Source organism: Desulfosporosinus acidiphilus SJ4 (assembly GCF_000255115.2).
Classification (GTDB): Bacteria; Bacillota; Desulfitobacteriia; order Desulfitobacteriales; family Desulfitobacteriaceae; genus Desulfosporosinus; species Desulfosporosinus acidiphilus.
Window position 1 is genome coordinate 1,308,922 of the sequence record NC_018068.1, and the last position, 25,067, is coordinate 1,333,988.

The 25,067-nt window shown below is 39.1% G+C and carries 20 protein-coding genes; 17 read left to right on the forward strand and 3 right to left on the reverse strand.

Annotated features, from left to right (window positions below; genetic code table 11):
• Nucleotides 1-251 precede the first annotated feature (251 nt).
• From DESACI_RS05895 to DESACI_RS05975, 17 genes are all read left to right on the forward strand, one after another.
• On the forward strand, nt 252-1,610 hold the full coding sequence (locus tag DESACI_RS05895) for an acetyl-CoA hydrolase/transferase family protein (protein ID WP_049804035.1): 1,359 nt from the start codon (nt 252-254) through the stop codon (nt 1,608-1,610).
• 297 nt (nt 1,611-1,907) lie between these two features.
• Nucleotides 1,908-2,615 carry a CPBP family intramembrane glutamic endopeptidase gene (locus tag DESACI_RS05900; RefSeq protein ID WP_014826257.1) on the forward strand — a complete coding sequence of 236 codons (708 nt, stop codon included), beginning with the start codon at nt 1,908-1,910 and terminating at the stop codon, nt 2,613-2,615.
• Between the two features lie 146 nt (nt 2,616-2,761).
• Entirely contained in the window at nt 2,762-3,535 is a 774-nt protein-coding gene (locus DESACI_RS05905; RefSeq protein WP_014826258.1) for an ABC transporter ATP-binding protein, read from the forward strand.
• A 4-nt stretch (nt 3,536-3,539) separates the two neighbouring features.
• Nucleotides 3,540-5,387 carry a putative ABC transporter permease subunit gene (locus DESACI_RS05910; RefSeq protein WP_014826259.1) on the forward strand — a complete coding sequence of 616 codons (1,848 nt, stop codon included), beginning with the start codon at nt 3,540-3,542 and terminating at the stop codon, nt 5,385-5,387.
• A 91-nt stretch (nt 5,388-5,478) separates the two neighbouring features.
• A complete protein-coding gene (rlmD, locus tag DESACI_RS05915; RefSeq protein WP_014826260.1) occupies nt 5,479-6,855 on the forward strand; it encodes a 23S rRNA (uracil(1939)-C(5))-methyltransferase RlmD in 1,377 nt (458 codons plus the stop codon).
• Between the two features lie 141 nt (nt 6,856-6,996).
• The gene (locus tag DESACI_RS24125; RefSeq protein WP_083845546.1) at nt 6,997-7,257 is read left to right on the forward strand and encodes a hypothetical protein; all 261 of its coding nucleotides are present in this window, start codon (nt 6,997-6,999) and stop codon (nt 7,255-7,257) included.
• An 87-nt stretch (nt 7,258-7,344) separates the two neighbouring features.
• A complete protein-coding gene (locus tag DESACI_RS05920; RefSeq protein WP_014826262.1) occupies nt 7,345-8,055 on the forward strand; it encodes a hypothetical protein in 711 nt (236 codons plus the stop codon).
• Nucleotides 8,056-8,344: 289 nt separating this feature from the next.
• Nucleotides 8,345-9,388, forward strand: coding sequence for a virulence RhuM family protein (locus DESACI_RS05925; protein ID WP_014826263.1), 1,044 nt, complete (start codon nt 8,345-8,347; stop codon nt 9,386-9,388).
• A 163-nt stretch (nt 9,389-9,551) separates the two neighbouring features.
• Nucleotides 9,552-10,190 carry a hypothetical protein gene (locus DESACI_RS05930; RefSeq protein ID WP_014826264.1) on the forward strand — a complete coding sequence of 213 codons (639 nt, stop codon included), beginning with the start codon at nt 9,552-9,554 and terminating at the stop codon, nt 10,188-10,190.
• A 39-nt stretch (nt 10,191-10,229) separates the two neighbouring features.
• A complete protein-coding gene (locus DESACI_RS05935; RefSeq protein WP_041275976.1) occupies nt 10,230-10,466 on the forward strand; it encodes a hypothetical protein in 237 nt (78 codons plus the stop codon).
• 1,183 nt (nt 10,467-11,649) lie between these two features.
• Complete coding sequence (locus DESACI_RS05945) at nt 11,650-12,543, forward strand: HamA C-terminal domain-containing protein (RefSeq protein WP_486598916.1); 894 nt, start codon at nt 11,650-11,652, stop codon at nt 12,541-12,543.
• Nucleotides 12,544-12,554: 11 nt separating this feature from the next.
• Entirely contained in the window at nt 12,555-14,756 is a 2,202-nt protein-coding gene (locus DESACI_RS05950) for a helicase-related protein (RefSeq protein ID WP_014826267.1), read from the forward strand.
• 514 nt (nt 14,757-15,270) lie between these two features.
• Nucleotides 15,271-15,645, forward strand: a complete 375-nt coding sequence (locus DESACI_RS05955) for a hypothetical protein (protein WP_014826268.1) — start codon at nt 15,271-15,273, stop codon at nt 15,643-15,645.
• A gap of 28 nt (nt 15,646-15,673) precedes the next feature.
• Entirely contained in the window at nt 15,674-16,132 is a 459-nt protein-coding gene (locus DESACI_RS05960; RefSeq protein WP_242833172.1) for a Kiwa anti-phage protein KwaB-like domain-containing protein, read from the forward strand.
• 34 nt (nt 16,133-16,166) lie between these two features.
• The gene (locus DESACI_RS05965) at nt 16,167-16,808 is read left to right on the forward strand and encodes a hypothetical protein (protein ID WP_202947869.1); all 642 of its coding nucleotides are present in this window, start codon (nt 16,167-16,169) and stop codon (nt 16,806-16,808) included.
• Between the two features lie 379 nt (nt 16,809-17,187).
• Nucleotides 17,188-17,766, forward strand: coding sequence for a hypothetical protein (locus tag DESACI_RS05970; protein ID WP_014826271.1), 579 nt, complete (start codon nt 17,188-17,190; stop codon nt 17,764-17,766).
• A gap of 324 nt (nt 17,767-18,090) precedes the next feature.
• Complete coding sequence (locus tag DESACI_RS05975; protein WP_014826272.1) at nt 18,091-18,660, forward strand: hypothetical protein; 570 nt, start codon at nt 18,091-18,093, stop codon at nt 18,658-18,660.
• 792 nt (nt 18,661-19,452) lie between these two features.
• On the opposite strand, the gene DESACI_RS05980 is transcribed toward DESACI_RS05975, so the two are convergent.
• The 3 genes from DESACI_RS05980 to DESACI_RS05990 are packed head-to-tail and all read right to left on the reverse strand — an operon-like array spanning nt 19,453 to nt 24,933.
• Nucleotides 19,453-21,402, reverse strand: a complete 1,950-nt coding sequence (locus tag DESACI_RS05980; RefSeq protein WP_014826273.1) for an N-6 DNA methylase — start codon at nt 21,400-21,402, stop codon at nt 19,453-19,455.
• Complete coding sequence (locus tag DESACI_RS05985; protein ID WP_158310148.1) at nt 21,395-22,510, reverse strand: restriction endonuclease subunit S; 1,116 nt, start codon at nt 22,508-22,510, stop codon at nt 21,395-21,397. The genes DESACI_RS05980 and DESACI_RS05985 overlap by 8 nt, the downstream gene beginning before the upstream one ends.
• 8 nt (nt 22,511-22,518) lie before the next feature.
• Nucleotides 22,519-24,933: a DEAD/DEAH box helicase family protein gene (locus DESACI_RS05990; protein ID WP_014826275.1), complete on the reverse strand. Its 2,415-nt coding sequence runs from the start codon at nt 24,931-24,933 to the stop codon at nt 22,519-22,521.
• Nucleotides 24,934-25,067: the final 134 nt, after the last annotated feature.

The window sequence follows — 25,067 nt, forward strand, 5'->3', positions numbered from 1 at the left end:
ATTAGTCCATTTTGATTGAATTTTGTACAATTTATGTCAACAATAGTGGACAATAGTGTTCGAGAAATCCAAAAGTTTTAACTTCCAATTTCTACACAAAACCTAGATGCAGCACTAAATCAAAAATTCCGAATCTATTGAATAATATTGGCACAATAATTGCAAAGAAAATTCAATACTCTCCAAATTGACTAAATCTCAGGCGGAGTTAAGGCGGTACTTGTGTTTTTTGCTCAAGGCACTAGAGATTCATGGAATTAAGTAAGGAGGATGCAGCATTGATTAGGGAAGAGTATCAAAAGAAATGTGTTACGGCAGATGAAGCTGTAAAAGTGATTCGCAGCGGGGATTGGGTAGAGTTTGCTTGGGCCGCGAGCGTGGCCGGTCTGTTAGACGAAGCATTGGCCCGTCGTAAAGATGAGCTTTATGACGTGAATCTGCGCGGAGGCGTACTATTGACTCCCTTGGCCTGTATTGAGAGTGATCCAACGGGAGAACATTTTACCTGGAACAGCTGGCATCTTGGTGGACGGGAACGCAAATGGGCTCAAAAAGGTTTGGCCTATTATATCCCGCTAAAATATTCGGAATTGCCACGCTACATACGTGAAAATTTACAAACGGATGTAGTAGCTATTCAGGTCGCCCCCATGGATGAGCATGGCTATTTTAGTTTTGGCGTAACAGTCTCCCACTATGCTGCGGCGATTGAAAAGGCCCGCAATGTTATCGTTGAGGTTAACGAAGATATGCCTAGAGTCCATGGTGGATATGACCATATGGTGCATATTTCCAAAGTTGATTATATTGTTGAAGGCGGTCATCGTGGTCTGCCAGTCCTTCCATCGGCTCCTGCATCAGAGATTGACCGGCAAATTGCCGCCTATGTCCTGCCGGAGATTAAAGACGGAGCTTGTATCCAACTTGGTATTGGCGGGATGCCTAACGCCTTAGGACAGATGATAGCCGAATCGGATCTTAAGGACCTCGGAATTCACACAGAAATGTTGGTTGATGGGTTTGTCGATATGGTGGAAGCAGGGAAGGTCACCGGGAGATGTAAAAATTTAGACCGCGGCAGAATGGTATATTCTTTTGCAGCGGGTACACAGAAACTTTATGATTTTATGCGTGACAATCCATCTTTGGCCGGTTATCCTGTGGACTATTCCAACTTGCCTTTCATAGCTTCCCAGATTGACCAGCTGATTTCAATTAACAGCGCTTTGGAAATCGATCTGACGGGACAAGTTTGCTCAGAATCGGCCGGACCAAATATCATTAGCGGTGCCGGCGGCCAGTTGGATTTTGTGGAAGCTGCCTATCACTCTAAGGGCGGAAAAAGCTTCATTTGTTTGCCTTCCACCTTTAAAGATAAACAAGGAACTGTACACTCCAGAATTAAAGGGCTTTTAACTCTTGGGGCAACAGTTACGGATACGAGGCCAACCGTCCAATTTGTTGTCACTGAGTATGGCAAGGTTAACTTAAAGGGACTCTCAACCTGGCAGAGAGCAGAGGCCTTGATTTCAATTGCTCATCCTGACTTTAGAGAGGGTCTTATTGAAGAAGCTAAGAAATTAGGTATTTGGCGGAAAAAGTCCAAATAGCAAATAAAAACACCATTACCAAATATAAGCCAATGCCAAATTAAAAAATATTAATTTGATTTCGAGATGTTTACGAAGAGCTTGAAGGAGTACCCCGTTTATGGAAATTATATTCTTAGGATGGGGATAAATTAAGAAACGAATTATGTCGCAAAATGTAAACCGTGAGAAGGGAGTCCCTTGGATAGGGCTCCTTCTTTTTCATCTCTGGACATTAGCCCGGGGAACCCTTAGAATTGGGAATAGAAGTGTTTCGATGATAGAGTCTCAAGCACTATGAGATAGAGGATGAATAGTATGGTTAAAAAGAAAGAGGTTCGAATTCCCCCACGACAACCTATCTGGAACATATGGCAAGGCCTGTTTTTAATAGCATTAGTTACACTTTTAGAATTTCCCCTTGGCTGGCTGGAAACTCCTAAAGATCTGGCTTCAGTAAACGGAGTTTTAAGATTTTTAGGGGTAGGATTTGGGGATGTATTTCTATACATTAGTGTTATTTGGATTTTTATGCGCCTCATTCGCCGTCCTTTTTCAGACTTGGGTTTTGTAAAGGCTGAAAAACGATTTATTTTGTTAGGACTTGCGGCTGGATTTTTTCTGTTTTTTAGTATTGGTCTCTTAGGGAACGAATTGACAAAAATCTTGGGTATACCAGCGCCGCAGAGTTTTGCCATTGCGGTTAAAGGGGCAAACTATTCTTGGGAATTCGCTCTTCTTACCTTATTGGGAGGAATCATAGCACCCATTAAAGAAGAAATGCTTTTTCGCGGATTAATCTACCCGCCGCTGCGAGAAGCTCACGGGAAGGGCAAAGGAATAGTCCTGACCGGAATGTTTTTTGCGATGTTACATTTTGACCTAATACGGTTTTTACCCTTATTTCTGGGAGGAATTGTCCTTACATGGTTATATGAACGCTCTTCCAGTATATGGCCGTCAGTTGTAGCACACGGGACATGGAATATTTTGATGGCTCTTGCCCTTTGGATACAGCGTTATTAGTGACCATCATGTTTTTTATGATTATTCCAGGCATAGATACACGATACTAGTAGGGCAGTTTTTGTTATTTTCTGCAGATGCTTCAATCGTAAAAATTAATACTACTTCTTTATAATATCTAAAAACCAAGAAGGAGAGCTGTAACTTTGGATTCTGTTTTAATCAAGACTCATGGATTGACGAAAAGGTATGGGGCGGTCCCTGTGGTAAAAGGGCTTGATTTAGAAGTTAAAAGCGGTGAAATATTTGGCTTCTTGGGGCCTAATGGTGCCGGGAAAACAACGACAATTAAAATGTTGACGGGTTTGCTGGACCCTAGTGAAGGCGAGGCCTTAATCTGTAACTATGATATTAGTAAACAGCCAACTCAAGCTAAGTCTCTAATGGCCTATGTACCTGATCAGCCAAAATTATATGGTAAGCTTTCGGCGCGGGAGTTCTTGTACCTTATTTCTGCCCTTTATAGAGTTCCTAAGGAAGTCATGAAAGAGAGGGCGGAACAACTGTTGAGTTTGTTCGGACTTCAAGATCGTGCGGATGAGTTGCTGGAAGGCTATTCTCATGGCATGCGTCAAAAGGTGGTATTGGCCTCGGCTCTTATCCATCAGCCCAAGGTAATTCTTCTCGATGAGCCTACCGTCGGCCTTGATCCGGGAAGTGCTCGTTTACTTAAAGATGTTCTGCAGGAAATGGCTCGCCAAGGAGCTGCTATTTTTGTCTCCACCCATATACTGGAGATTGCAGAAAGGATGTGCCATCGCGTAGGTATTCTTAAAGATGGCTTGCTGATTGCTCAAGGCAGTCCTGAAGAGCTGCGGAAGAAGGTTGGACGCGAAGGAGAAAGCCTGGAAGATATCTTCTTAGAGCTTACAGGCGGTCATGAAAATGCTGAACTGATTAAGGGTCTGGAGGAGGGCTGAAGGTATGAAAATTCAATTGCCTCCGCCTTTGATGAGCCCGCCGCCGGAACAATCCTTTCTGCAAAATTTGATGCTGTTGTTGAGGAATCAGCTGCGAGTTAGTTGGAATCAGTTCCGTCACAGGCCTGTGAGAGTCCTTATCGCCATGGTAGGGCTTTTAATAGGAGTAATTGCAATTGTCGTTTCCCTAGGAATTTTCGCTTATGGGTCTTTAAAAGCCCTGTCTCCCGATACAGTCCAGGGCTTCCTATCGATGTTATTTATGGTCGGCTTAGGGGGACAGATCTTTTTTGGTATTACAGGAGCCTTTGTTGCCCTTTACATGTCCGACGACCTTGAGCTTTTGTTCATGGCACCGGTACCTATTAAAGCAGTGTTTGCTATTAAATCTTTAGTGATTATTGGAAGTAATTTTTTAACGGCTGTTTTGTTTGCCTTCTTACCCGGACTGTTTTACGGATTGATGTTTAAAGCCGGAGCCTCATTCTATATCCTAGTTTTGCTGGTCGGTCTAGGTTTATGGGCAATGGGGACGGCGATTGCTGAATTGATTAATCTGTTGGTAATGCGCATTATCCCGCCCCATCGCAGCAAGGAAGCTATTGGCGTTATAGGGGCTTTGGGAGGAATCATCATTGCCATTAGTTTTCAGCTCCCCAATATGCTGATGAACAGCAACAGCAAATTCAATCTTGGCTCTTGGCTGGAACAACAGAAACAGATGCTTAGTGTCATGAAGTTTTTTCCCTGGGGATGGGGTTCGTCTGCACTGGTTGCTGGGGTTTCCCAAAATTTCTTAGGGGGATTAGGCTGGAGCCTGTTAATACTTGTGGTCGGGGTTTTACTTTTCTTAATCGCCTTTAATCTCGTCGAGAAAGGATTCCGCAGAGGATTCATTTCCCTGAGTCAAGGGGAAAGGGGCAAACGGCGTAAGGCACAGGCAGAAGTGGAGGGAGTAAAGCCGCTGAAGGCCCCTTCCCTTGCAATTCTAAAGCAAGATGTTGTACCTCCGGCATCTCCTTGGTTAGGAATGTGGGCCGTGGCCAAAAAGGATCTGCTCTCTATGAAGCGTGATACCCGGGAGTGGTTCGGATACTTAGTGCCTCTGATTATTATGCTTTTCTTTGTTGGTCAGTTTTTGCTTTCCTCTATTAAGACTTCCCAAAGCTCATTAATGACAGTGCTAATCATGTATACCATCATGTTCAGCGGAAATATGGCCTTACAATCCTTTGGCCGTGAAGGAGAATCTGACTGGCTCTTAAACAGTGTGCCTCTCGCTGGATGGCCGGTGGTCTGGGGAAAATTATTGGCCGCTGTTTTACCTACTTTGGTGTTAATGGAAGCACTGCTCGTTGGAACTGCGTTGGCTATAGGGGTTTCTAAGACCCTTATTATTGCATTGGCCGTTGGAGCGGTATTCCTCTCGTTAGGAGCAAGTTCTATCGGGCTCTTTTATTCGATTAATAACTGCCGTTATAATCCGGATACACCTCAGCAGAGGATCGCTCCAGGGGCTTCCTTGTTTATGTACCTGTTAAACTTATTCTTTATACTTTTATTGGCCGTGGGTTTAACCTATCTCTTTTTGCCCGGAGAGTTAGTTCCTGTTCTAAGGGGCCTTCCGGCTGTAACCTATAAAGGTGGTTTGCTGTCAGGTCTATTTTATGGAATCTATCTCCTAAGCCGGCCTCTCTTATGGTCATCGGCATGGCGGGTGTTTCTGGGGGTTATCGTAACGGGCGGAATTTGGGCGGCCATGTTTTTCGGATTTATGGCGGCTACTGTTCGGCAAAGTAAGAAAGGTTTTCGGGTGGAGATAATTGCTGGCAAAAAGAAAAGAAGACGCTAGGAGCAGACGATAGTTTTGCAGATAGAAGACCATCGGACAGAATGGATACCTGAATTCAGTGAACCGGAATACATTGGGGAGGATAGAATCGGTGAAATCAAAGTTTCCTGTTCATGGGAAAACCCAAGCCATCGGCGGTATTAATTTGGAATGCCTTCGCCTTTCCTCGGACGGAATGGCCGTAGGATATTATGAGGGTAAAGCCACCTTCGTACCGGGGTTACTGCCTGGGGAAATAGGCCAAGTCCAGATCGTAGAAACAAAGAAAAACTGGCAGCGAGGAAAATTGCTGAGAATTATAAAGGAATCTGAGGACAGGACCGACCCGCCTTGCAGCGTTTTTCCTGTTTGCGGCGGCTGCCAACTGCAGCACCTGAAGTATGAACAGACCTTAGCCTGGAAGAGACAGTGGGTGACAGACGCTCTTGCCAGAATTGGTAAAATACAAATGGATAACGTTACGATTCATCCCACGATTGGGATGGATCATCCCTGGCGCTACCGCAACAAAGCCCGGCTCCATTGGGGAGGACCGGGCAACATTGGTTATTACCAGGAAAAAAGCAAAGCGACGGTTCGTTTTAGCGACTGCCTTTTGATCAGCGAAAGGATGAATCGCTGGATAGAGGAAGCGGAAAGGCTTTTAAGCAAACAGGATGAGAAATTCCTTTCCCGGCTGACCTCGCTCACCTTCAGGGAAAACTCTCAAGGAGAAGGTATGTTGATTCTGGACTCCCTGGAATCTGTTTCTCTGAGGGATACTTTTCTGCCGGCTGAACAAAGAGCCGGGGCATGGTCCGAGCCGGACGAAGACGGGAAGAAGTCAGGACTCAATGAAACCGGCTCAGGAATCCGCTGGGTCTGGGGCATCAACGGTTTAGGAAAGCCGGTATGTATCGCCGGTCAGGGGGATTTTACCGAGAGCGTACTGGGAGCTGAGTTCAAGATCTCTCCTCTGGCCTTCCTGCAAGTCAATCCTGCTCAGACCCGCAGACTTTATCAAACGGTGTTGGCTTGGGCAGAGCTTTCAGATAAGAAAGTTGTTTGGGATCTTTACTGCGGAATCGGGACTATCACCTTGGCTTTAGCGGCGAAAGCCAAAAAGGTCTGGGGAATCGAAGAAAACGCCTACGCTGTGGAAGATGCCAAGGAAAATGCTAAGCATAACCAAATTGATAATGTAGAATTTATTACCGGTAAAGTAGAGGATACCTTCCGACAAATCACCGACCAACCGGATATTGTAGTCCTCGACCCGCCTCGGGCCGGGGCGCACAAGAGCGTATTGGAGCGATTATTGGAATTAAAGCCGAAGCAGATCATCTATGTTTCCTGTGATCCGGGGACGTTAGCCCGGGATCTGGGGATATTACAGAGCGGGGGATATCAGGTGGCAGAGGTGCAGCCGGTGGATATGTTTCCGTGGACGGTGCATACGGAGGTAATAATCCTGTTGCAGAGGCTGTAACCTTGATGTATCAAGGGTTTAAGAGGACGGACGCAAAAATGTGTTTTGACGTGGAGTCTATCTTTCACGTCTTTTATTTTGTAAAATGCAAATGAGTTTATGACCTTTCCCAGTTAATATTTATATTAATAAAAAATTGAAATGAAAAATGTTAGAATCATACCGCCTAAACCCAAAGAGCATAAAAAGCTCAGAGTTGCCGCCTATTGCAGGGTAAGCACATCCGGACCGGAGCAGATGCGCAGCCTTGTGATTCACCCAACGACCAGCAAGTGTGAAAAGGTACTGCCCAAATTGCGTGAGGGAACATCCCAATACACACTGATGGTTCGGCGGATGAAAGCGCTGCAGATAGCAGCAGCACTGATAACAAGGAAATTGGAGGGCAAATGTGATGCCTAAGATACTTCACAAAATTCGAAAAGGCAGAGTAGGTGCAACACGAAAAATCAGTACATTGGTGACATCGGAGATTATGGAAAATATGGCATGCTCAGATACCTTGAGAAAAGTGGTATAAAAATAGGTGTAAATTGGTATCTGACTGAGAATGACGATTCAGATGATGGAAAATTCACAACGTATCTTGATAATGACAAAGAACAATATCTTGATCCGGAACTGTTTGATTTATTAAAGAAGGTAGTTGTGTGCGAAGATAAGTCGGTATCGATGATTGAGCAAGCAGAGATATTTTCCTCAGCATGCTTTTATCATAAGCTTATTTCAAGAGAAAACCGTGATGAGTGGCATGATTATGCGTTAGAAGCTTTGAGGGATGCAGAGCTTGTTTTTTGTGATCCTGATAATGGACCTATTGGCACGAAGTCTAAAGGCAGTAAAAATTCAGAGAAATATATTTGCCCTTTGGAAATTGTAGATTATTATAATAGAGGCCAGAATGTTGCTTATTATTGCCAGAAGGCTCGTCGAACTTGGGAGCAGTGGGATAAAACTAAGAATGAAATGATTGAATATCTACCAGATGCCAGGATATATATCCTTACATATCATAAGGGAACACAGCGCTCTTATATTTTTGTTATGCATCCGGAAGATGGGCGCAGATATATAGCCATTCTTCAAAAATTTCTTTATACAAATTGGAGCAGGGTTTTTACAGAAGAATCTCCTGGAAAAACAGACCATCCAGCAAGAGTGTCGGCGGAAAACTTGAACTGGAAATGGATTCCGGTGTGATTGCAACAATAACTGCTCAAGAGGATGGATGGGTAACAATTCAGTTTTCAGACCAACCAGGGAGGAGTACAAGGACACGCATAGATCATTTTCTTAGCAATTACAGACGTTAAGTCTTTCGTATTATGCCATGCTACCTCATAGCCTCATTGCTTTCTTACGAAGAGCTTTCTAACGAAAGATACCCGTTTTTATCTTGTACAAGAGAACAAATGTTTGGTATAATTGAGTTGACTGCGAAAATTAAAGCAGTGGATTATCAATAAGTCAAGGTGGAGGATATAATCTTATGGCTATGAAAAAAAAGAATGAAATAACAATCCGTTCCAGTGCGGCGGAATACTTGACTTTTATTGCTGCAACGGGTGATGATCCTCAAAGTTTTGAAATGCGTTATGAAGACGAAAATATCTGGCTAACGCAAAAGATGCTGGCAACACTTTATGATGTTGATGTACGAACAATAAACGAACATATGCAAAAAATATATTCCGATAATGAACTTGAACAAGAATCAACTATCCGGAATTTCCGGATAGTTCAAAATGAAGGTTCACGTCAAGTTGCACGCGATATTAAACATTATAATCTGCAAATGATTATTGCTGTGGGTTTTAAAGTGAATAATGAACGTGCTGTCCAATTCCGAAAATGGGCAAATCAGATTGTAAAGGATTACACTATTAAAGGCTTTGCTATGGATGATGAACGCCTGAAAAATGGTGGGTCAATTCTGACGGAGCAATATTTCGAAGAGCAACTCCAACGTATTCGTGAAATCCGTCTTAGTGAGCGGAAGTTTTATCAAAAAATTACAGATATTTATGCGACTGCTATCGATTACGATGTAAATGCAAGTGCCACAAAGCGATTTTTTGCAACTGTCCAAAATAAGCTTCATTGGGCGATTCATGGACAGACTGCTTCAGAAGTTATATATACTCGTGCCGACGCAGGAAAGGAACATATGGGGCTGACAACCTGGAAAGATGCACCTCATGGAAAAATTCAGAAATTCGACGTAACGGTAGCTAAAAACTACCTGAGCGAATTCGAGATGGGACAATTACAGAGACTGGTTTCGGCTTATTTAGACATTGCAGAGGATATGGCGATTCGGCATATACCCATGTCCATGCATGATTGGGAAACACGGTTGAACCGTTTTATAGAGGCAGCTGATCGTGATGTTTTACAAGATGCAGGAAAGGTGACGATGGAAATTGCCAAAGCCCACGCGGAAAGCGAGTTTGAAAAATATCGCATTATCCAGGATAGACTGTTTCAATCTGACTTTGATAAACTAATTGATGATATAAAGAATGAAGAGTAATATATAAAGTCGCCGAATTCGACACCTTCTGAAAATAGGTAATGTTATCAGGGATTCTCCCGCCAAGGGGATACCAGAGAATTATGAGACCCCGTTGGGTTGGGGAGGTTGACCGAATGGGAGACCTCCATTCGAACACCTTGCTGGTTATGAAGGAGCGTTTATGGATAATCAAGAAAAAGTTCAATGGCTAGGCAAAATATTATCGATTCAGCCGCGTACCAATGTATGGCGTTATGTTCTCGATAATCGAACTCATTCCCACATCGGTTACAACCTGTTCCTTGACGGCTCTGTTAACGGCATTAATGCTCAGTTTGCCGTGGCAATCTCCGAAAAGCAGCAACAGTGCGGCGGTTTCCGTATTGGCGATGTTGTTAAAGGCACAGCGTGGACAAAGAAGTATTCCGGTTGGGAATACGCCGACTACTATCGAGCGGGTGCATTGAAACGAATAAGTGAGGGCGAGGAAACAACCGAAGATAAGTCAGCTCCACCGTGGAGAACCGCTCCGCCTGATATGCAAACATACGAATGGCGCGGCGCGAGGATGTTGAGTCTTAGTTGTTGGAAAGGTAAGTGCTTTCAATGTATATGGGCTAATATGGCGAACGTCTCCATTGAGTATGAATGGGGCAAATCCCAGAAGCATCGGTTCGAAAGTTTTTGTTACGGACCCAAATCCTGTAAAGTTTATAAAATGGGGAAGCCTCGCAATGTTCCATATAAGGGCAGAGGTTCAAACTATGATGAGGGATGGCTTGACGATATCTGCACGGAGCGCAGGGGTGAGGATGATTAAATCAAAGGGTTACAGGATAAAAAGTCGGGTGGAAATATAGTGGAGCGATTCAGAAATATGGATAAAATTTGTCTGAATTGCAACAGCTTTTTTCAAGACTTCAAAGAATCGGTATATATTTTGGAGTATGCTGCTTTTGCCCCTTTTGTGGATGAAATTACGGAAAATGCAGGTTTTTCATGTTGCCGTGAGTTATACCAGAAAAAGCGGTTTGATGGCGCAAGGGAAGAAAATGTGTCTGCAGAGGAGATTGTTAGAAATAATTGTATCGAATAAAGCCTTCAAGAGGTTAACACACTTTTGAAGGTTTAATCGTTACAATTACTAAGGTTGTAGAGCAAAATGCGGTTCTTAATCCTGCAAAAATGCCTGCAATAGGCTGTGATTTCAGAAATATACAATGCCGCCAGGGGGATACCAGAGTGTTACGACATACTTTTTATCTCCTCAAGGCACGTTGAGAGCATCGTTCGCCTCGAAAGAAAACACAACCACAATATATAGTACTTTACATAGGGATAATAACTATATATTGTGGTTTTTGAAAAATGTACCCGCGAACAAACCACGTTGAGACCGTGGTGAGTTTGAAAACACCTACATTTTAGAAGCGGCCTGTACCAAGGGCTTCAGCGGTGGGAAATATTTGAAATAGGCTAAAAATGTTAAGAATGTGTTAAGGGTGCGTTCGAGGGAACATATTTAATGTAAATATAGCGTTTTTGCAGGAAAGATATGCTAAATAAGTGTCACAGTGTCAAAGGGCTCTTGAGACTGTGAAAGTTTTTTGCTCTTAATACCTTTAATCCTAGATATAGTATCTTCAACTGTTTTATCCCATAACTCTATTTTGGCCTCTGTCTTTGCTGGCGGGGGTCTTTTTTGTGTGTTATGAGAAACTTTTAGCGCGGTGTGGAACGGGAAAAAAGGCGGAGATAACATAAAAGCCTTACCTATCGTTGTTATCGATGTAAAATGAAGTGATTTTTAGTAATGTACTACAGGGTCAATGTGGCCTTGAGACTGTGAGAAGCCGTTTGTCTATTTCATGGGAATTAGTGTGGCGATTTATGTTACTTGAGAATACGCTTGCTCGGAAGGTTTATAGTAAATTGTAAAGAATCCAGGTCTTAATGATCTGGATTTATTGTGTTTTCTTGGATTATTTTTGCTATTCCTGGAAGGAAATGAGCGAAAGATGAAGAAATGTAAAATATGAATTAAATATATGACTAGAAGAAAAGTATTATTATATAATACTACACTACTCGATGAATAATTTGGAATGATTTTAAATTTCTATATTATGACCCTGAAGAATCGCGCCAATTTCAAACAAAGCTGCATCTAATTTCTTATTATATTGTGGGGCTCAAAAAACAGATAAAAGAATATAATCTAAGGAAGTGATAATATTTCCGGTCGGATTTTTGATAAAAAGAATATCATACTTTTAAAGATCGATGAAGACGACTTAAATTCTTTTCTTGTTAATATGGATATAGATGACTCGGGACAACCTCTATATATGTTAGATGATTTGACAAAAGCAATCATAAATACTATTCCTGAATATGTCTTTGCTGATTATGAAAACCCAGAAATTCCCCAAACGGATGTAGTTGAGAAATTGAGAGAAGCTGCCCATTGTATATATAAAATTAAAGATTATGATTTGATGCGTAGATGGCGTTTAAATAACGATAAAACCGCTTTGGAGGAGTTAAAAAAATCGAGCACTGCACGACGAGGTGAATTTGGAGAATTGCTTCTTCACCTATTATTGCGCGATTTTAAGAACACAATTCCACTTGTTTCAAAGGTCTATTTTAAAGATGCAGCCGGAATACCTGCCCATGGGTTTGATTCAGTACATATTTCCCCAGATGAGAAAATACTTTGGTTAGGGGAAAGCAAGTTTTATTCAGAAAGTAAAAGGGGCTTACAAGAATTATTATCGGATTTAAATAATCATTTTAAAAAAGATTATTTGAATGAACAATTCATTATCATAAAGAAAAATCTTGACAATAACTCTATTCCACAAAGAGATGAATGGATCAAAATACTTAGTAATTCTAACAGATTGAAAGATAAAATTAACATTATTAATATCCCTATGCTTTGTACCTATCCCCATGATATATATAAATTATATGACGATATGAATAACATTGCTGCGATAACTTATCATGAAACAAACATTAGAGAGTTGAAGGATTACTTTGACATACAAAATCAACATCCCTTAAAAAGTCAATTGAATATTACACTTATGTTATTTCCGATTCGTAATAAAAAAGAGCTTGTAACTGAATTACATGCTCGTCTTTGGCATATGCAAAATATGTGAGGTGAAACTATTTGGAAGAACTCATTTCAGAAATCAACACTTCTGAAAATATATCTTCTAATAGAAGCTTTTATTTAGCTGAAAAATGTTCAAACTTATTATCCAGTGGCTCTACATTAGACGAACAAGAGGCGCGCAGAATTGTTATCCATATTTTAAACAATTGGGAAAAAGTGTGCCATGAGACGTATAATTTTTGGACGGACATTATTGAGGCTTTGGGTTTTTATCCGTATTTAGCTAAAAATAAGGATAACCTAATATTAGAATCCTCTGCCGATATAATTCGACAGCAATATTTTTTGTCGGATTATTTAGAGAATACATATTTTCATAAAGAGCAAAAGAAGTTATCTACTAATGTTTTTTCAGATAATAATGTTGTCGCAAGTGCACCAACTAGCTTTGGGAAAAGTTTACTTATTGAAGAAATTGTTGCTTCCCATAAATTCCAAAACATTGTAATTATACAGCCTACCCTTGCTTTATTAGATGAAACAAGGCTGAAAATGCGTAAATATAGTGATTTTTACAAGATAATTGTAAGAACTTCTCAACCAGCTTCAGAAGAAAAGGGGAATTTATTTCTTTTAACTGCAGAAAGAGTTATGGAATATGAGCCGTTGCCTAAAATAGATTTTCTTATTGTTGATGAGTTTTATAAACTTAGCCTACGACGTATTGATGATCGAGCAGACACCCTTAATAATGCTTTTTTGAAAATCACTAATCATAATAATTGTAAGTTCTATTTATTGGGACCAAATATCGATGACATTACGCCAGGTTTTGCAGAAAAATATAACGCCGTATTCTTTAAATCAAATTTTTCATTAGTTGATTGCAATGTCGTTAATTTATATGAGCAAATTACTCCAACTACATCAGATAGAGAGAACGACAAAAATAAGCTTGCTTTGTTATATCCCTTATTAGATTCTCTTGGAAATGAACAGACTCTTATATATTGTTCATCCCCTAACAGAGCACGTAGGTATGCAAGAGGTTATTTAGATTATTTGATTTCTAAAGGGACAGCACCACAAAATGATTTATCACTTATTGAATGGATTCATAAGAATATTGCTGATGATTGGAGTCTTGCAAAAGAATTAGAGTATAAAGTAGCCGTCCACGATGGTTCGTTACAGAAACATATCGGGGCCTCAATTATTAGATATTTTAATAAGGGATTATTAAATTGCATATTCTGTACTTCAACTATTATTGAAGGAGTTAATACAAGTGCAAAAAATGTTATTCTTTTTGATGATCGAAAAGGAGGACGTCAAATAGACTTTTTTGATTATAGCAATATTAAAGGGCGTTCTGGCAGACTAATGGAGCATTATGTAGGAACAATATATAATTTTGTACAGCCGCCTAAACAACGCCAGATTATAATTGACATACCATTTTATGAACAAAATCCACAAATTATTTCTGATGAGATACTCATCAATATTTTACCGGAAGATATTGAAGATAGAACCCGAGCACGTTATGAAGAATTATATCAGATCAAACACGAATTATTGGATATTATTAAGAAAAATGGTGTTTCTGTTAATGGTCAAATGAATATATACTATGCTTTAGAGCGTGATATTGATGTTCAATATAATAACATCGCATGGGCACAACTGCCTAATTGGGAAAAGATGTTTTATATACTTAGTTTAGCGGAAAATAATCTTTTTGATTTTAGTGATAAGCATGGTGTTTTTTCTGTCAAACAATTAGTTCGATACCTAGATATGTATAGAAAAAAGAAAAATTTAATGGTTATTGTGGATGATATATATCAAGGGAAAGTTAAAAACGTTAAATATATGACACCTGAGCGTAAACTAAAGTATTATGACGACTCAATAGAACAAGCATTTCATCTTTATCGACATTGGTTTCAGTTTACTGTTCCGAAGGCGTTTCGAGTTGTTGATAGTTTACAGCGTTTTGTTTGTACAAAACATAGTAGAAGACCTGGTTCTTATAGCTATTTTGTTCAACAACTCGAAAATGATTTTATTAGAGATAATTTATCTATTCTAACAGAGTATGGTATTCCTGCGAGCGCCGTTAGACAATTAGAAAAAAATGTTCCACCCGACATAGATGAAGATGATGTATTTGAATTTATTCGTAGGAATAAAAAAACTTTGGCAAGAAATCTGCTTAGGTATGAATTAGAAAAGATAGATGAATGTTTATAATTATTACTTGATAATGTGTTTCAACACTTTGATCTGTAATTGGAACAAGTCAAATACTGTTCGAAATTGAAATGTGTTCTTGGTCGGTTTGGGAGTTTTTACCGATTTAATATCTACGCCATTGATACTGGGTAGACCTAAGGTTGTGGGTTGATGTTTCTTGGAGCTAGACGAAGTGTTTGGGGCAAGTGAACTTTAACAGGTAATGCTGCATAATGTTTTAACCTATTGGATAACACAAGTTGCTACACCCAACGAATCGAAAAACCGAAGGATAAGGGAGGCGTTTCATATGATGGAACACAGCCGAATCGTTTGGACGATCCGGCGCATTATAGAGTTTCTTACGAGGAGACACGCGATTATATAGCATTGAAGTGATGTTTCGGAAAAACTAAGTCAATTATAGGTTCGACTTCAATAAACTTTTGAGGTGAATTTAATGGAGTTTAGAGGAAAATTAAGGTGCCTGTTGAATCAACTGTTATTATAGAGAGTAGGGGAGTAATTCTTAATGGATATCAATAATTGTAATAACTTAATATATAAATTAAGTAATATCGATACTGATGCACAGTTACAAAATGTTGATGTCTCTTTTCATCTAGTTAGCAAACAAAATGAGGCCGATAATGGATACCAAACATCCGAAATTCAGCTTTCACCGGACGTAGTATATTGGATTAAAACAAATGTGATTGCAATGTTGAATAAGTTAAAGCAAAATCATGTTTTTAATGTTGCTGATTATAATCATGAAATTGCTTTAAAAGATAGAATAGCAAAACTTTCACTAAGTGTAACACCGTTAGGTAAAAAAGAACTATTGATGAATGCATTAAGACAAGCCGATCCCGAATTTTCAGAAAAGAAAAGGTGGGAATTTTGATTTCTTTATAGTCGATGATTATATATTTATATTAAATCCAACCAATTTTGAGTATGCATTTGATTATAGGGATCATATTACAGATTTAAGAGATCAAAATATTAAAACGATTATATCAATGCCTTTTTTTGATTATGTAGATTCAAATAAAGAGATTTTTGAAGAATCGTGTAAGCAATTTATATATTCTAGAGGTCTCGCCCAAATTAAACCTGAAACGTTAAATGCAATTCAGGAAAATTTTGAAAAAAGATGTGAAGAATTACTAATTATTAAATCAAGCATTCCCGCTGAACCAGAACAAAAATCAAAATATATTGAAAGATATAATACGCTTTGGAAACTATTTGACTATATAGATTTAGATAGGAAAAAGATAATCTACCATGAAGGCGATTCTCCAACAACTTTAATACACTTATTTGCAGATAAAATTGTTAAATCTTTTCTTACTGAAGACTTTAGAATAGTATCTTCCTACGAATAAGTTTTAGGTAATAATCTCTTCAAGAAGGAGAGTAATGATGTGGGGAAAAAGAGAGCAAGTGATTTTATGGACTACTTCCTATCTACCTTTAATTTTAATAATGTTATATAGGTTTATAGATGGTAACAACTTTTTTAAGAATACTAAATGGGCATTATGGTTAAAGCGAAATATTGGGAAAGAGTTGTTCGAATTTTTTCTCATATTACTTATAATTACATTCTCATTACTTCTTTTTAGATTAATTACAAATTGGTTATTTAATGATTTTGATGATCAGTTAAAAATGAGAAGGATTGGCAGAAGTTACTCAGTAAGAAAGTATCAAAAAATAAGTGTTAATGATTATTCTTTCTTTCTAATAACTCTTTTATTGCCTCTATTTTCTATAGATAATAAATCTGTCGTAAATCTTGTTGTAACCCTCTTCATTATTATAGTTATTATAGTGATTTATGTTAAAACGGATTCTATAAGCATATGCCCTCTATTTTTTACTTCCGGACGTAATGTTTATCGTGCTGAGATTTCTGATCAAACAAAAGAAATAGAAAAAGTAAATCCTTTAGTAAGATTAGATGTAATAATAATTATAAAGGAGAGAACACTTGATTTAAATAATAAATTTAGAGTTCAAAAATTGGTAGCTAATGTGTACTATCTGACGACAAGTTGAAAAACACACTTTAAAAATTAGAATACTAGCAAGTTCTAATAATTCCTTACGATATAAAAAGAATAGTATTGTAGTTTTTGTGTAAATAGTAATTATCTTGCCGTTAAACTTATCATCAAAGGAATTAAAACAAAGGATTCCGGACAACATTCCGGCTCAAATTCTATCATGTCACCGTTACACATATTGCCCCTCGCGCCCCGCTAACCTCAACCCAAAATCCCCATAAACCCCAGCTACCAGTCAAGCCACCGAACTCCTTCAATCCCGCAGGAAGGGATGTGGTTGCCTGGTGGATATGGGGAAGATGGAGGGTGAAGGATGGGAAGTCAATAGCGGTTAAGTAAGTTAACTGGAACAAAATTAGAGGGAGTTCAAGATGAAGAAAGCTTTCAATCTAATTTGTGGGTTAATAATATGTTTAAGTATGATTTCTGGTTGTACAGCGAGTAATGTCTCAAGCACGAAATCTAATACAAACATACAAATGAATACACAGAATGAAGCAAAGTCAAACGTAACTGGAGTGACTGCAAATGACGCTCGTTATAATTGGGATTTACCCAGTAATGTAGAATGTGTCGTTACAGGGAACTTGCCAGAAGGTTGGTCGGTAACATTTCCAAAGAAAAACGAGGGAGAAATATTTAGACAAGGAAAACAAGTTGGCTCAATCGAGATATTGGGGTTCTATGGTGGAGCATCTGGTCTTCCAAATCACAGTTCAGTTATAAAAACCGAAGATGTTAAATCAGGTTTGGGAAATGGGAAAATGTATTTACTGGAACGTGAGATGCCAGCTGCGTCAAAGAATCCAAGAACTTGGAATGAATATTACGCAATATTTCCAATTGGACAATTAAATTTAGCATATAATGTTTGGATAGAAACAGTAAACTTAGATAAAGACATAGTGACGATGAAAAGGCTCTTATTAGCATTAGGGTTAAAAAATTAAAAGGTTAGGATAATTTTTACCCTGTGTACCCGGCATCATATTTTTCTTTTTTGAACTACCCCAGCACCCCCACTATCCCAAATAACCCCATGCTACCCGTCAAACTACCGCACTCCTTCAATCCCGCAGGTTGGATGTCCTTACCTACCGGATAACTGAACCGGAAAGGTGGAGGGATGCGTCACATGGAGTCATCCAAAAGAAGGTAACTTTCGAAGGTTGGAGTTTATTGAATATGTGGCGGGATTTAAAATGATTATTGGATTTTCCAAGCAATTTTTCGCAAGATTACTTGGATATGAACTGTAGAAGGAGGACGGAGTTTTGACGAACACTAAGACCATAATCGGGTACAATTTGTTTTCTTATCCAACACTGGTTGTCATTGCTCTAGTATTATTTGGACTTTCTATATTTCTTTATAAACAAATAAACCTTGAACATGGTAAGGACAAGAGTATAGTTTTCATCCATCTTAATGATGGAGAATTAAAAAGCAATGATTGGATATTTGCAAAATTACCAAACTGGCTGAGATGGATTTTGTCTCTACCAGTAGCCATATTTGTATTCTTGGTAATTCAATATCTATTGAGTTTTACCATACACAATATACTCGGGTGGACTTATCAAAATGAAGTAATTAGGTCTGTAGTTATGATGGCAAGTGTTATTAGTTTTATTGCATGTTTTTTTTATTGCCTTCCAAAATATAAAGCAGCTTTTACAGTGGCTTCTAGTATATTGTTATCGATATATTTTTTACTCTATGCTGTATTGGGTATTATAAACGGCTTTGTAGGAGATATTGCTTATGGGGTTTCAGTAATTGTTTGTATTTGCATCGTTGTTGGGATATTACTGAGCAAGGACAGTATGGATATAATTGTCTAATTAGGTATTTTAGAGGCTTGGAAAGAAAAATGCTTATTTTACTCCCTACCACCACATTGCCCCACCTCGCCAAGTTCAAGAAGCCGCCTGGATTTAAAGGCTAACCAGCGGTCAAGAGCTGAGTCTGGCGTGTGGTCAACGGAGGTGGCGCTTCTAGCCTGCGTGGGATCAAACTGTATATGTATTTTTCCGTGGACAAAGCACGTTGAGACGGTCGTGGTGATAGAGCGGAAGTAGCCTGGTATCAGTGGTTTCGGGAGTTTGGGCTTAATTTGATAGTGTGTTTTATGTTCCCTTGGACGTATGTTTGAGGGAACTTTTTGGTTTAGGGGGGCGCACTTTAATGAAAAATAAAGCTTAACGCGAAAAGAATGTGGTTTTTGCGTATTTATCTATGGAATTAACGGAAAACGACCCCCTCGTCTCCACCAAATCAAAAGACTGTCGTTGATACAATGGCGATCTTTTATTTTGCACTGGAATTAAGCGGTTTGGGGGATATTTGCGTTTGTATTGGGGATAAAACGAACTGTAATGCGGGTATAAATTGTTAATTATGAACCCGGTATCGTTATTTTATGCACCCCTTTTATAACGCTTGTTGTACACTGGCGTTTTTTTATCTATCGTTATTATTATCTGTCAAGTTTGCTGCACTGTCTTGTCCACCGTGTGTTGGAGGGGGATGGGCTGGAATGTCCTTTGAAAAAATATGGTTGCAGTTTGGACTTTGTGTGTTTTACCAATGTGCCTTACAGCGAAGGGAAGGGAGCGTTTGTGTGCTATGGCTTATCAATTATCAATTAAATCTTTAGTATTAACTGTTTGATTAAGCAGTAATTTTAATCTACTCATTGCTTCCTCTACAATCTTACTTTGCGTTTCAATGTTTTCGATTACTTCTAATGTTGTCCGTGTGTCAACCTTTACAACTGCATTTGGATTGACAGCTTTAAGGTCGAAAACTTTAGCGTCTATGTCAGAAATGATGGCTTCCTGTTCTTTGATTTCTTTTTCAATGCTGACTATTTTTTCTTCAAGTGCTTCAATTTCTGCTTTGTCTTTTTTATCTTTCTTAAAAACTTTCAGTTGCTCCTTTAACGGAATATTTTCCTCTCGGAGTTCAGTAACTTTCTCTTTGTATGGCTGCATCTTTTCCCATGCTTCTACTCTGCGCGCTGCAAAGTCAATTGACCATGAGTAGCGGCTTTCGCCTTTGGTCGCTATCATTTTTGCGTAGGTTGGGAACTGCTCATCTTTTACATTTTCATCTTCTAACCATTCTTCTGTAAGTGTTGCAGGGAGTTTGCTATCATCAATGATGTTTCCATCTTTGTCATAACCGAAATGAGCAAGTGTCATGGGTGTTTTCTTACCCACCTTAACATGTGTAAGGTCATAATACCAAATCTTTTCTGTCTTTTTGCCTTTGGTGAAAAATACCAAGTTGGTTTTTACGCCTGCACCTGCTGTTGAAAATACACCGCCCGGCATACTTATAATTGCCCACACACTACATTCATCAACCAGCTTTCTCTTGGTTTCCACAAATGCACTTTCATTGGTGCGGAATAACAAACCTTCATCCAATACAATAGCACAAGTTCCATCGTGTGATAAATGAGAAATGATGTCCTGCACAAAAAGCACTTGGGTTGAACTTGTTTCAAAAGCATATCTTTTCTGTGCGTCTTTCCCTTCTTTACCGCCAAAGGGTGGATTGGTAAAAATATAATCAAAAGTATTTGGTGCATTTTCAAATAATGCGCCGTATGTGGCGCGGTTAGTTAATGTATTACCGTGCCAGATATTCGGCTGGTCAATGCCATGAAGGACAAGATTTGCTAAAGCGATTGGAAAGACTAAGTTTTCTTTTTCTTTTCCGAAGAAAGTATCATGTTTTAGCCCATCTATATCGGTACTGGAAATGTCTTTACCTAATTTATGATGAAGGTATTCGTACCCAATCGCTAAAAAGCCACCTGTTCCGCAACAAGGGTCAAAGATGGTTTTTCCATGCACAGGATTTATAGTGAGTACCATTGCCCTGATTACTTCACGAGGAGTAAAAAACTGACCGCCATCGCTGTTTTTTTCACCCATTTTCAGAAGCAAATCTTCATAAACTTGCGAAAGTGTGAAAAACTGAGTGTCATCAACATGATCGGCGTGGAGTTGATGAACTTTGTCCAAAATATCACGGAGATTGGTTTCGCTATCCACACGTACTCTTTCAACTGCTGTCATTATGCGACCTATGATGCGTTGCTTGCGACTTGCATTTGGATTGGGTTGTTCTGTTGTTTTATCAATATCCAAGCTGTGCAAATGAGGCAACAATTCATTATTGATGAAGTCAAACAGTTTCTTGTCGCCTTTGGCAAAAAGTTCTTGCCGTTTCCAACCTTGCGGTTTGCCGTCAGATGTTTTGGGGTGGTCTGGTTTATCGCTGTAAGGTGCTGCCCAATCCTGCCAACGAAAAGGACTTACCAAGGCAGGGTTATAACTGTTACCTAATGCTTCGGCTTCTTCTCTTTCTCTTTGTTCTTGTGCATCGAGAATGCGTAAAAACAAAATCCAAGTGAGTTCGGGTACATACTGCAATGCACTGGCACAGTTTGATCTGCGCATTACATCACATATTGTTTTTACATACGATGATAAAGACTGTATTGAGCCGATAGCCTTCGTTTGTTTTTTTGCTTTTTGAGTTTTCTCTACTTTATCTTTTGTCTTAGCCATTTTCAATCTCCTTAAATGCTTGTGCAAGCAAGCGATTTGGTAATCCGTTAATTTCCTCTGCTGTTTCTCGCCAGCTTGCTTTCATGACATCCAGTTCAGTTAAGGCAGAATTTATTTTTGAAACTGCTTCTTGCTGAACTTGTAATGAAGGTGCTGGTACTTCAAAAGAATTGAGTAAGCCCCCATTCAAATTCGCTTGATTACCGCCTCGGTTTTCAGACATATTTCTCATGTCCTGATAAGAATACATTAACCACAATTGCAAAAATTCAGGGTCCCATGTTTCATTTGGCTGAATGGCAAAACATGCCTGATTAATAGTCGCAGGTACTTTTAGGATTGCGGATTGTCCTCTTGTTTTGCCCTGACCATACATGGCAATTAAAACTGTATTTTCCGGGAGTAATTTTAGAGAACACTCTTTTAATGCTTTGACAGAAACATATTCTTCTGACTTTGTAATTGGCGCAAATGCAATCTCACCTGTCTTAATCCAAGGAATTTCTGCGGGTTGCCAATAATCTTTCCGTCCTCTTGATGGTGTGCTACCACTAGTTGTTATAGCTTTTTCACCAAGTTTAAATTTTTCTGCTTCGTGGAATTCAGAAAGAAAATCGTTTAATACTAAATGTTTTAATCGCTTCAAATCCTGATTAATAAATTCTGTCGATTCTCTTGCTTTTTCAATTTCATTAAACTGCGATTTTAAATTTAAAGCAATTAGTTGCTGATGGCTCTTTAAGTTGGGAACGGCTATATTCTTTTCATAAGCATCATCCCGATTAAGTCCAGGTACACCACTTGCTTTATTTAGCTTCTCTAAGTTTAAACTTCTTAAAATAAATGAAAGCCAATCTAAATCACATTCAGTGCATGTTTCGTCAATATAATATGTTGTATCAATCGCCCAACATGGTTGTTCTGAAATCAAAACCTTCCCAATGGACCCTTTTCTTCCAATAATGATAGTTTTTCCAGAAGTAAAAGCTGTAGTATGGGTTCCCACAATGCCATTAGACCCATAAACATTAATATTGCCTGCAACTCTATCCTTTTCAGTAAGGTTTTTTCCATATTCAAACCTACAGATTTCTCCCAGACGCTTCACTGTGTAACTCATGCGCTAAACAACCTTCCTTTTGCTTCAATAATTATATTATTTGGCGATCCAAATGTTTTCAGAGCATTAATTCCGCCAGCGGCTTTTATTTCGGGTACTTGCCAAAGTGCAGGGGTTTCCAATGCATCAGTGCCATCTAATGAGAACTGGTAACCAAAGGCTTTTAAAACTATTGCTGCATTTTTATCCATACCAGCAAACCAGGTTTGGTTTTCGGCTATGTAATGTGAGCCTCTTTCTGTTCTTTTATAGGCTTTGGCTTTATAGCCTACATGCCCAAAGAAATCAAACATATCGTAATCATTCATTTTATCAATTTCCTTAATTACTTCGGGAGAAAAGTTTGCTTCCAAAATATGATTAATCAAGGACTGCCTTTTTTGGGTTTCAATCCAAAGCTGTCTGAATTCGTCAAGATTATGCGCTTCGCCCACCACACGTTGGATTATTTCTTTACGGTATTCGTCAACAGGTATGGCAATTTCTTTACCGTCACGGTTGCCCAAAATAAAACGCCCTTGCGGTGTAATCTTTACAGCATGTCCACGCACTTCACCAATGGCAGGAGCTTCGCCTTCACCCCCGCCTGTATTGCCACCATCATCACCGCCACCACCATTTCCGCCTCCACCTGGTCTTGGTGGTTTAGAAATGAATTTAGTTCCAAATAAATCGGATACTCCAGTGTAATCGTACAACCAGAATTTATACTTTTCGGTTTCCTCGTGTATACGTGTGCCACGCCCTACCATTTGGTAAAATTTAATAGCTGATTTCAGATAACGAAAAAACACAATAGCATTTAATCGTTCAATGTCCACACCTGCTTCCAACAAATCTACCGTGCAGGCGATAAAGGCTCTTTGTCCTGAACCCCGCATAGGCTCTATTTTGTCAGCGCCGTTGTTAGTACCTCCCATACACTTAAAGGCATAATCGTCTTTGATGGTTTGGTTATTTTGCTTACACCATTTTGTGTATAGGTTATTCATGTACATTACAACACGGTCGGCATGAATTTCACGGTTACAAAATATGATAACTTTTTGTTCGGGACCTCCGTTTTCAATCAATTGCTGAAACAAATCAGCACACATTGCAGGGGTTCGCATTTCAATGAAAACCTCATCATCAAAATCTTTTCCTGTGTATTTATCTTTTGTTAAATCAGCTTCTGTTAAAAGTTGTCCAGTTTTTATATTGGTCACTTTTGCATCAAGTATTTCCTGTTTGGTAAATACTCGGTTGTCAATGTCAGCTTTTCGTTTTACAATTTCACAAGCTGCAAGATAACCGTCTTCCTGTGCCTGAGCCAAAGTGTATTCATAAACAGGTTCGCCAAAGTAATTAAAGTTATTAGCAGAAATTTCTAATTCTTCTGTTGGTAATTCTTTACTTGTAACCAGCTTGCGAGGTGTGGCGGTAAGTCCTATATGAATAGCTTTTGGATTGCGTTTTAATACTTCAGACCATTTGCCCCAAGCGGAACGATGGCATTCGTCAATAATGATTATGCTGAAAGCATTTTCAGGATAATGTTCAGTTAAAAAACTTGCAATTTTGTCATCAGGCGTTTCATCATCTAATCCTAAAGTTTGATAGGTCGCAATATGAATACGAGCATTTTTTGCAGCATTTTCGCCTTTTTCTGTTTTAACAATTCTAACATTGTCACCAAAAGCAGCACTCAGCTTTTCATAAGCCTGTGTTCTCAATTCGTCTCTGTCGCAAATGAACAAAGCGGGCTTTGGTAATTGTCCAGCTTCGTTTAAACGCCATAAAAGATTTGTTGCAATAATAGTTTTACCTGCACCTGTTGCCAATGAAAGCAAAACTCGTGGGTCCTCACCATTCTGGATTTTAAGAAGTATTTTTTCAAACGCTGCACGAATTGCAGCATCCTGATAGTAACGATATTTATTCCATGGCGGACTGTCGGGCATGAATAAAATTTGCGCTTCGGGAGTGCCAAGGTCAATGCCTGTATCCTTTGCATAGCGGGCTGTGAGGTCTTTGTGAGTAATGAAGTCCTTTAGAGGAAAAGTGCCAGCTTGCATTTTGGTAAAGTGGTCGTACTCGCCATAAAGATGTCCGTTACTAGCGAAAACGTATTTTACTTCAAACCTTTCACATTCAGAATATTTTTTTGCTTGTTGCATACCCTTCAAGGGTTCTTCATCTTCTTTTTTTGCTTCCAATACAGCAACAGGCAATGGTTTAGGCATTGTTCCCGCCTTAACACAAAGCAAATAGTCAGTCCGTCCTGAACCTTTTTTTCTGCGTCCTTTCGGACCAGTCGGCTCAACAGGAGCAGGTGTCTCGCACTTTAGTTTCGTAATGTCATCGTACCCTTTAGCTCTTAATACTGGGTCTATTAAGTGATAGCGGGTTTCTTGTTCGTTCATTGCCATTTTTCAAAAATACTCCTTATTTTTTGTAATCCATTTTTAATTCGAAGGTTAATTGATTTATTTATAAACTTTCAAGTTGCTCAACACTATCAACGAAGCCGATGCGGTGGTAAAAAAAAGCAAGAGTGTGGCTG

What these genes read in the sequence shown, in the direction of transcription:
- DESACI_RS05980 (WP_014826273.1), bottom strand. Translation starts at nt 21,402, where the DNA reads ATGGCTAAGACAAAAGATAAAGTAGAGAAAACTCAAAAAGCAAAAAAA.
- DESACI_RS05920 (WP_014826262.1), top strand. Translation starts at nt 7,345, where the DNA reads ATGCTCAGATACCTTGAGAAAAGTGGTATAAAAATAGGTGTAAATTGG.
- DESACI_RS05930 (WP_014826264.1), top strand. Translation starts at nt 9,552, where the DNA reads ATGGATAATCAAGAAAAAGTTCAATGGCTAGGCAAAATATTATCGATT.
- DESACI_RS05990 (WP_014826275.1), bottom strand. Translation starts at nt 24,933, where the DNA reads ATGGCAATGAACGAACAAGAAACCCGCTATCACTTAATAGACCCAGTA.
- DESACI_RS24125 (WP_083845546.1), top strand. Translation starts at nt 6,997, where the DNA reads ATGAAAAATGTTAGAATCATACCGCCTAAACCCAAAGAGCATAAAAAG.
- DESACI_RS05955 (WP_014826268.1), top strand. Translation starts at nt 15,271, where the DNA reads ATGGATATCAATAATTGTAATAACTTAATATATAAATTAAGTAATATC.
- DESACI_RS05925 (WP_014826263.1), top strand. Translation starts at nt 8,345, where the DNA reads ATGGCTATGAAAAAAAAGAATGAAATAACAATCCGTTCCAGTGCGGCG.
- DESACI_RS05965 (WP_202947869.1), top strand. Translation starts at nt 16,167, where the DNA reads ATGATGTGGGGAAAAAGAGAGCAAGTGATTTTATGGACTACTTCCTAT.
- DESACI_RS05900 (WP_014826257.1), top strand. Translation starts at nt 1,908, where the DNA reads ATGGTTAAAAAGAAAGAGGTTCGAATTCCCCCACGACAACCTATCTGG.
- DESACI_RS05970 (WP_014826271.1), top strand. Translation starts at nt 17,188, where the DNA reads ATGAAGAAAGCTTTCAATCTAATTTGTGGGTTAATAATATGTTTAAGT.
- DESACI_RS05910 (WP_014826259.1), top strand. Translation starts at nt 3,540, where the DNA reads ATGAAAATTCAATTGCCTCCGCCTTTGATGAGCCCGCCGCCGGAACAA.
- DESACI_RS05895 (WP_049804035.1), top strand. Translation starts at nt 252, where the DNA reads ATGGAATTAAGTAAGGAGGATGCAGCATTGATTAGGGAAGAGTATCAA.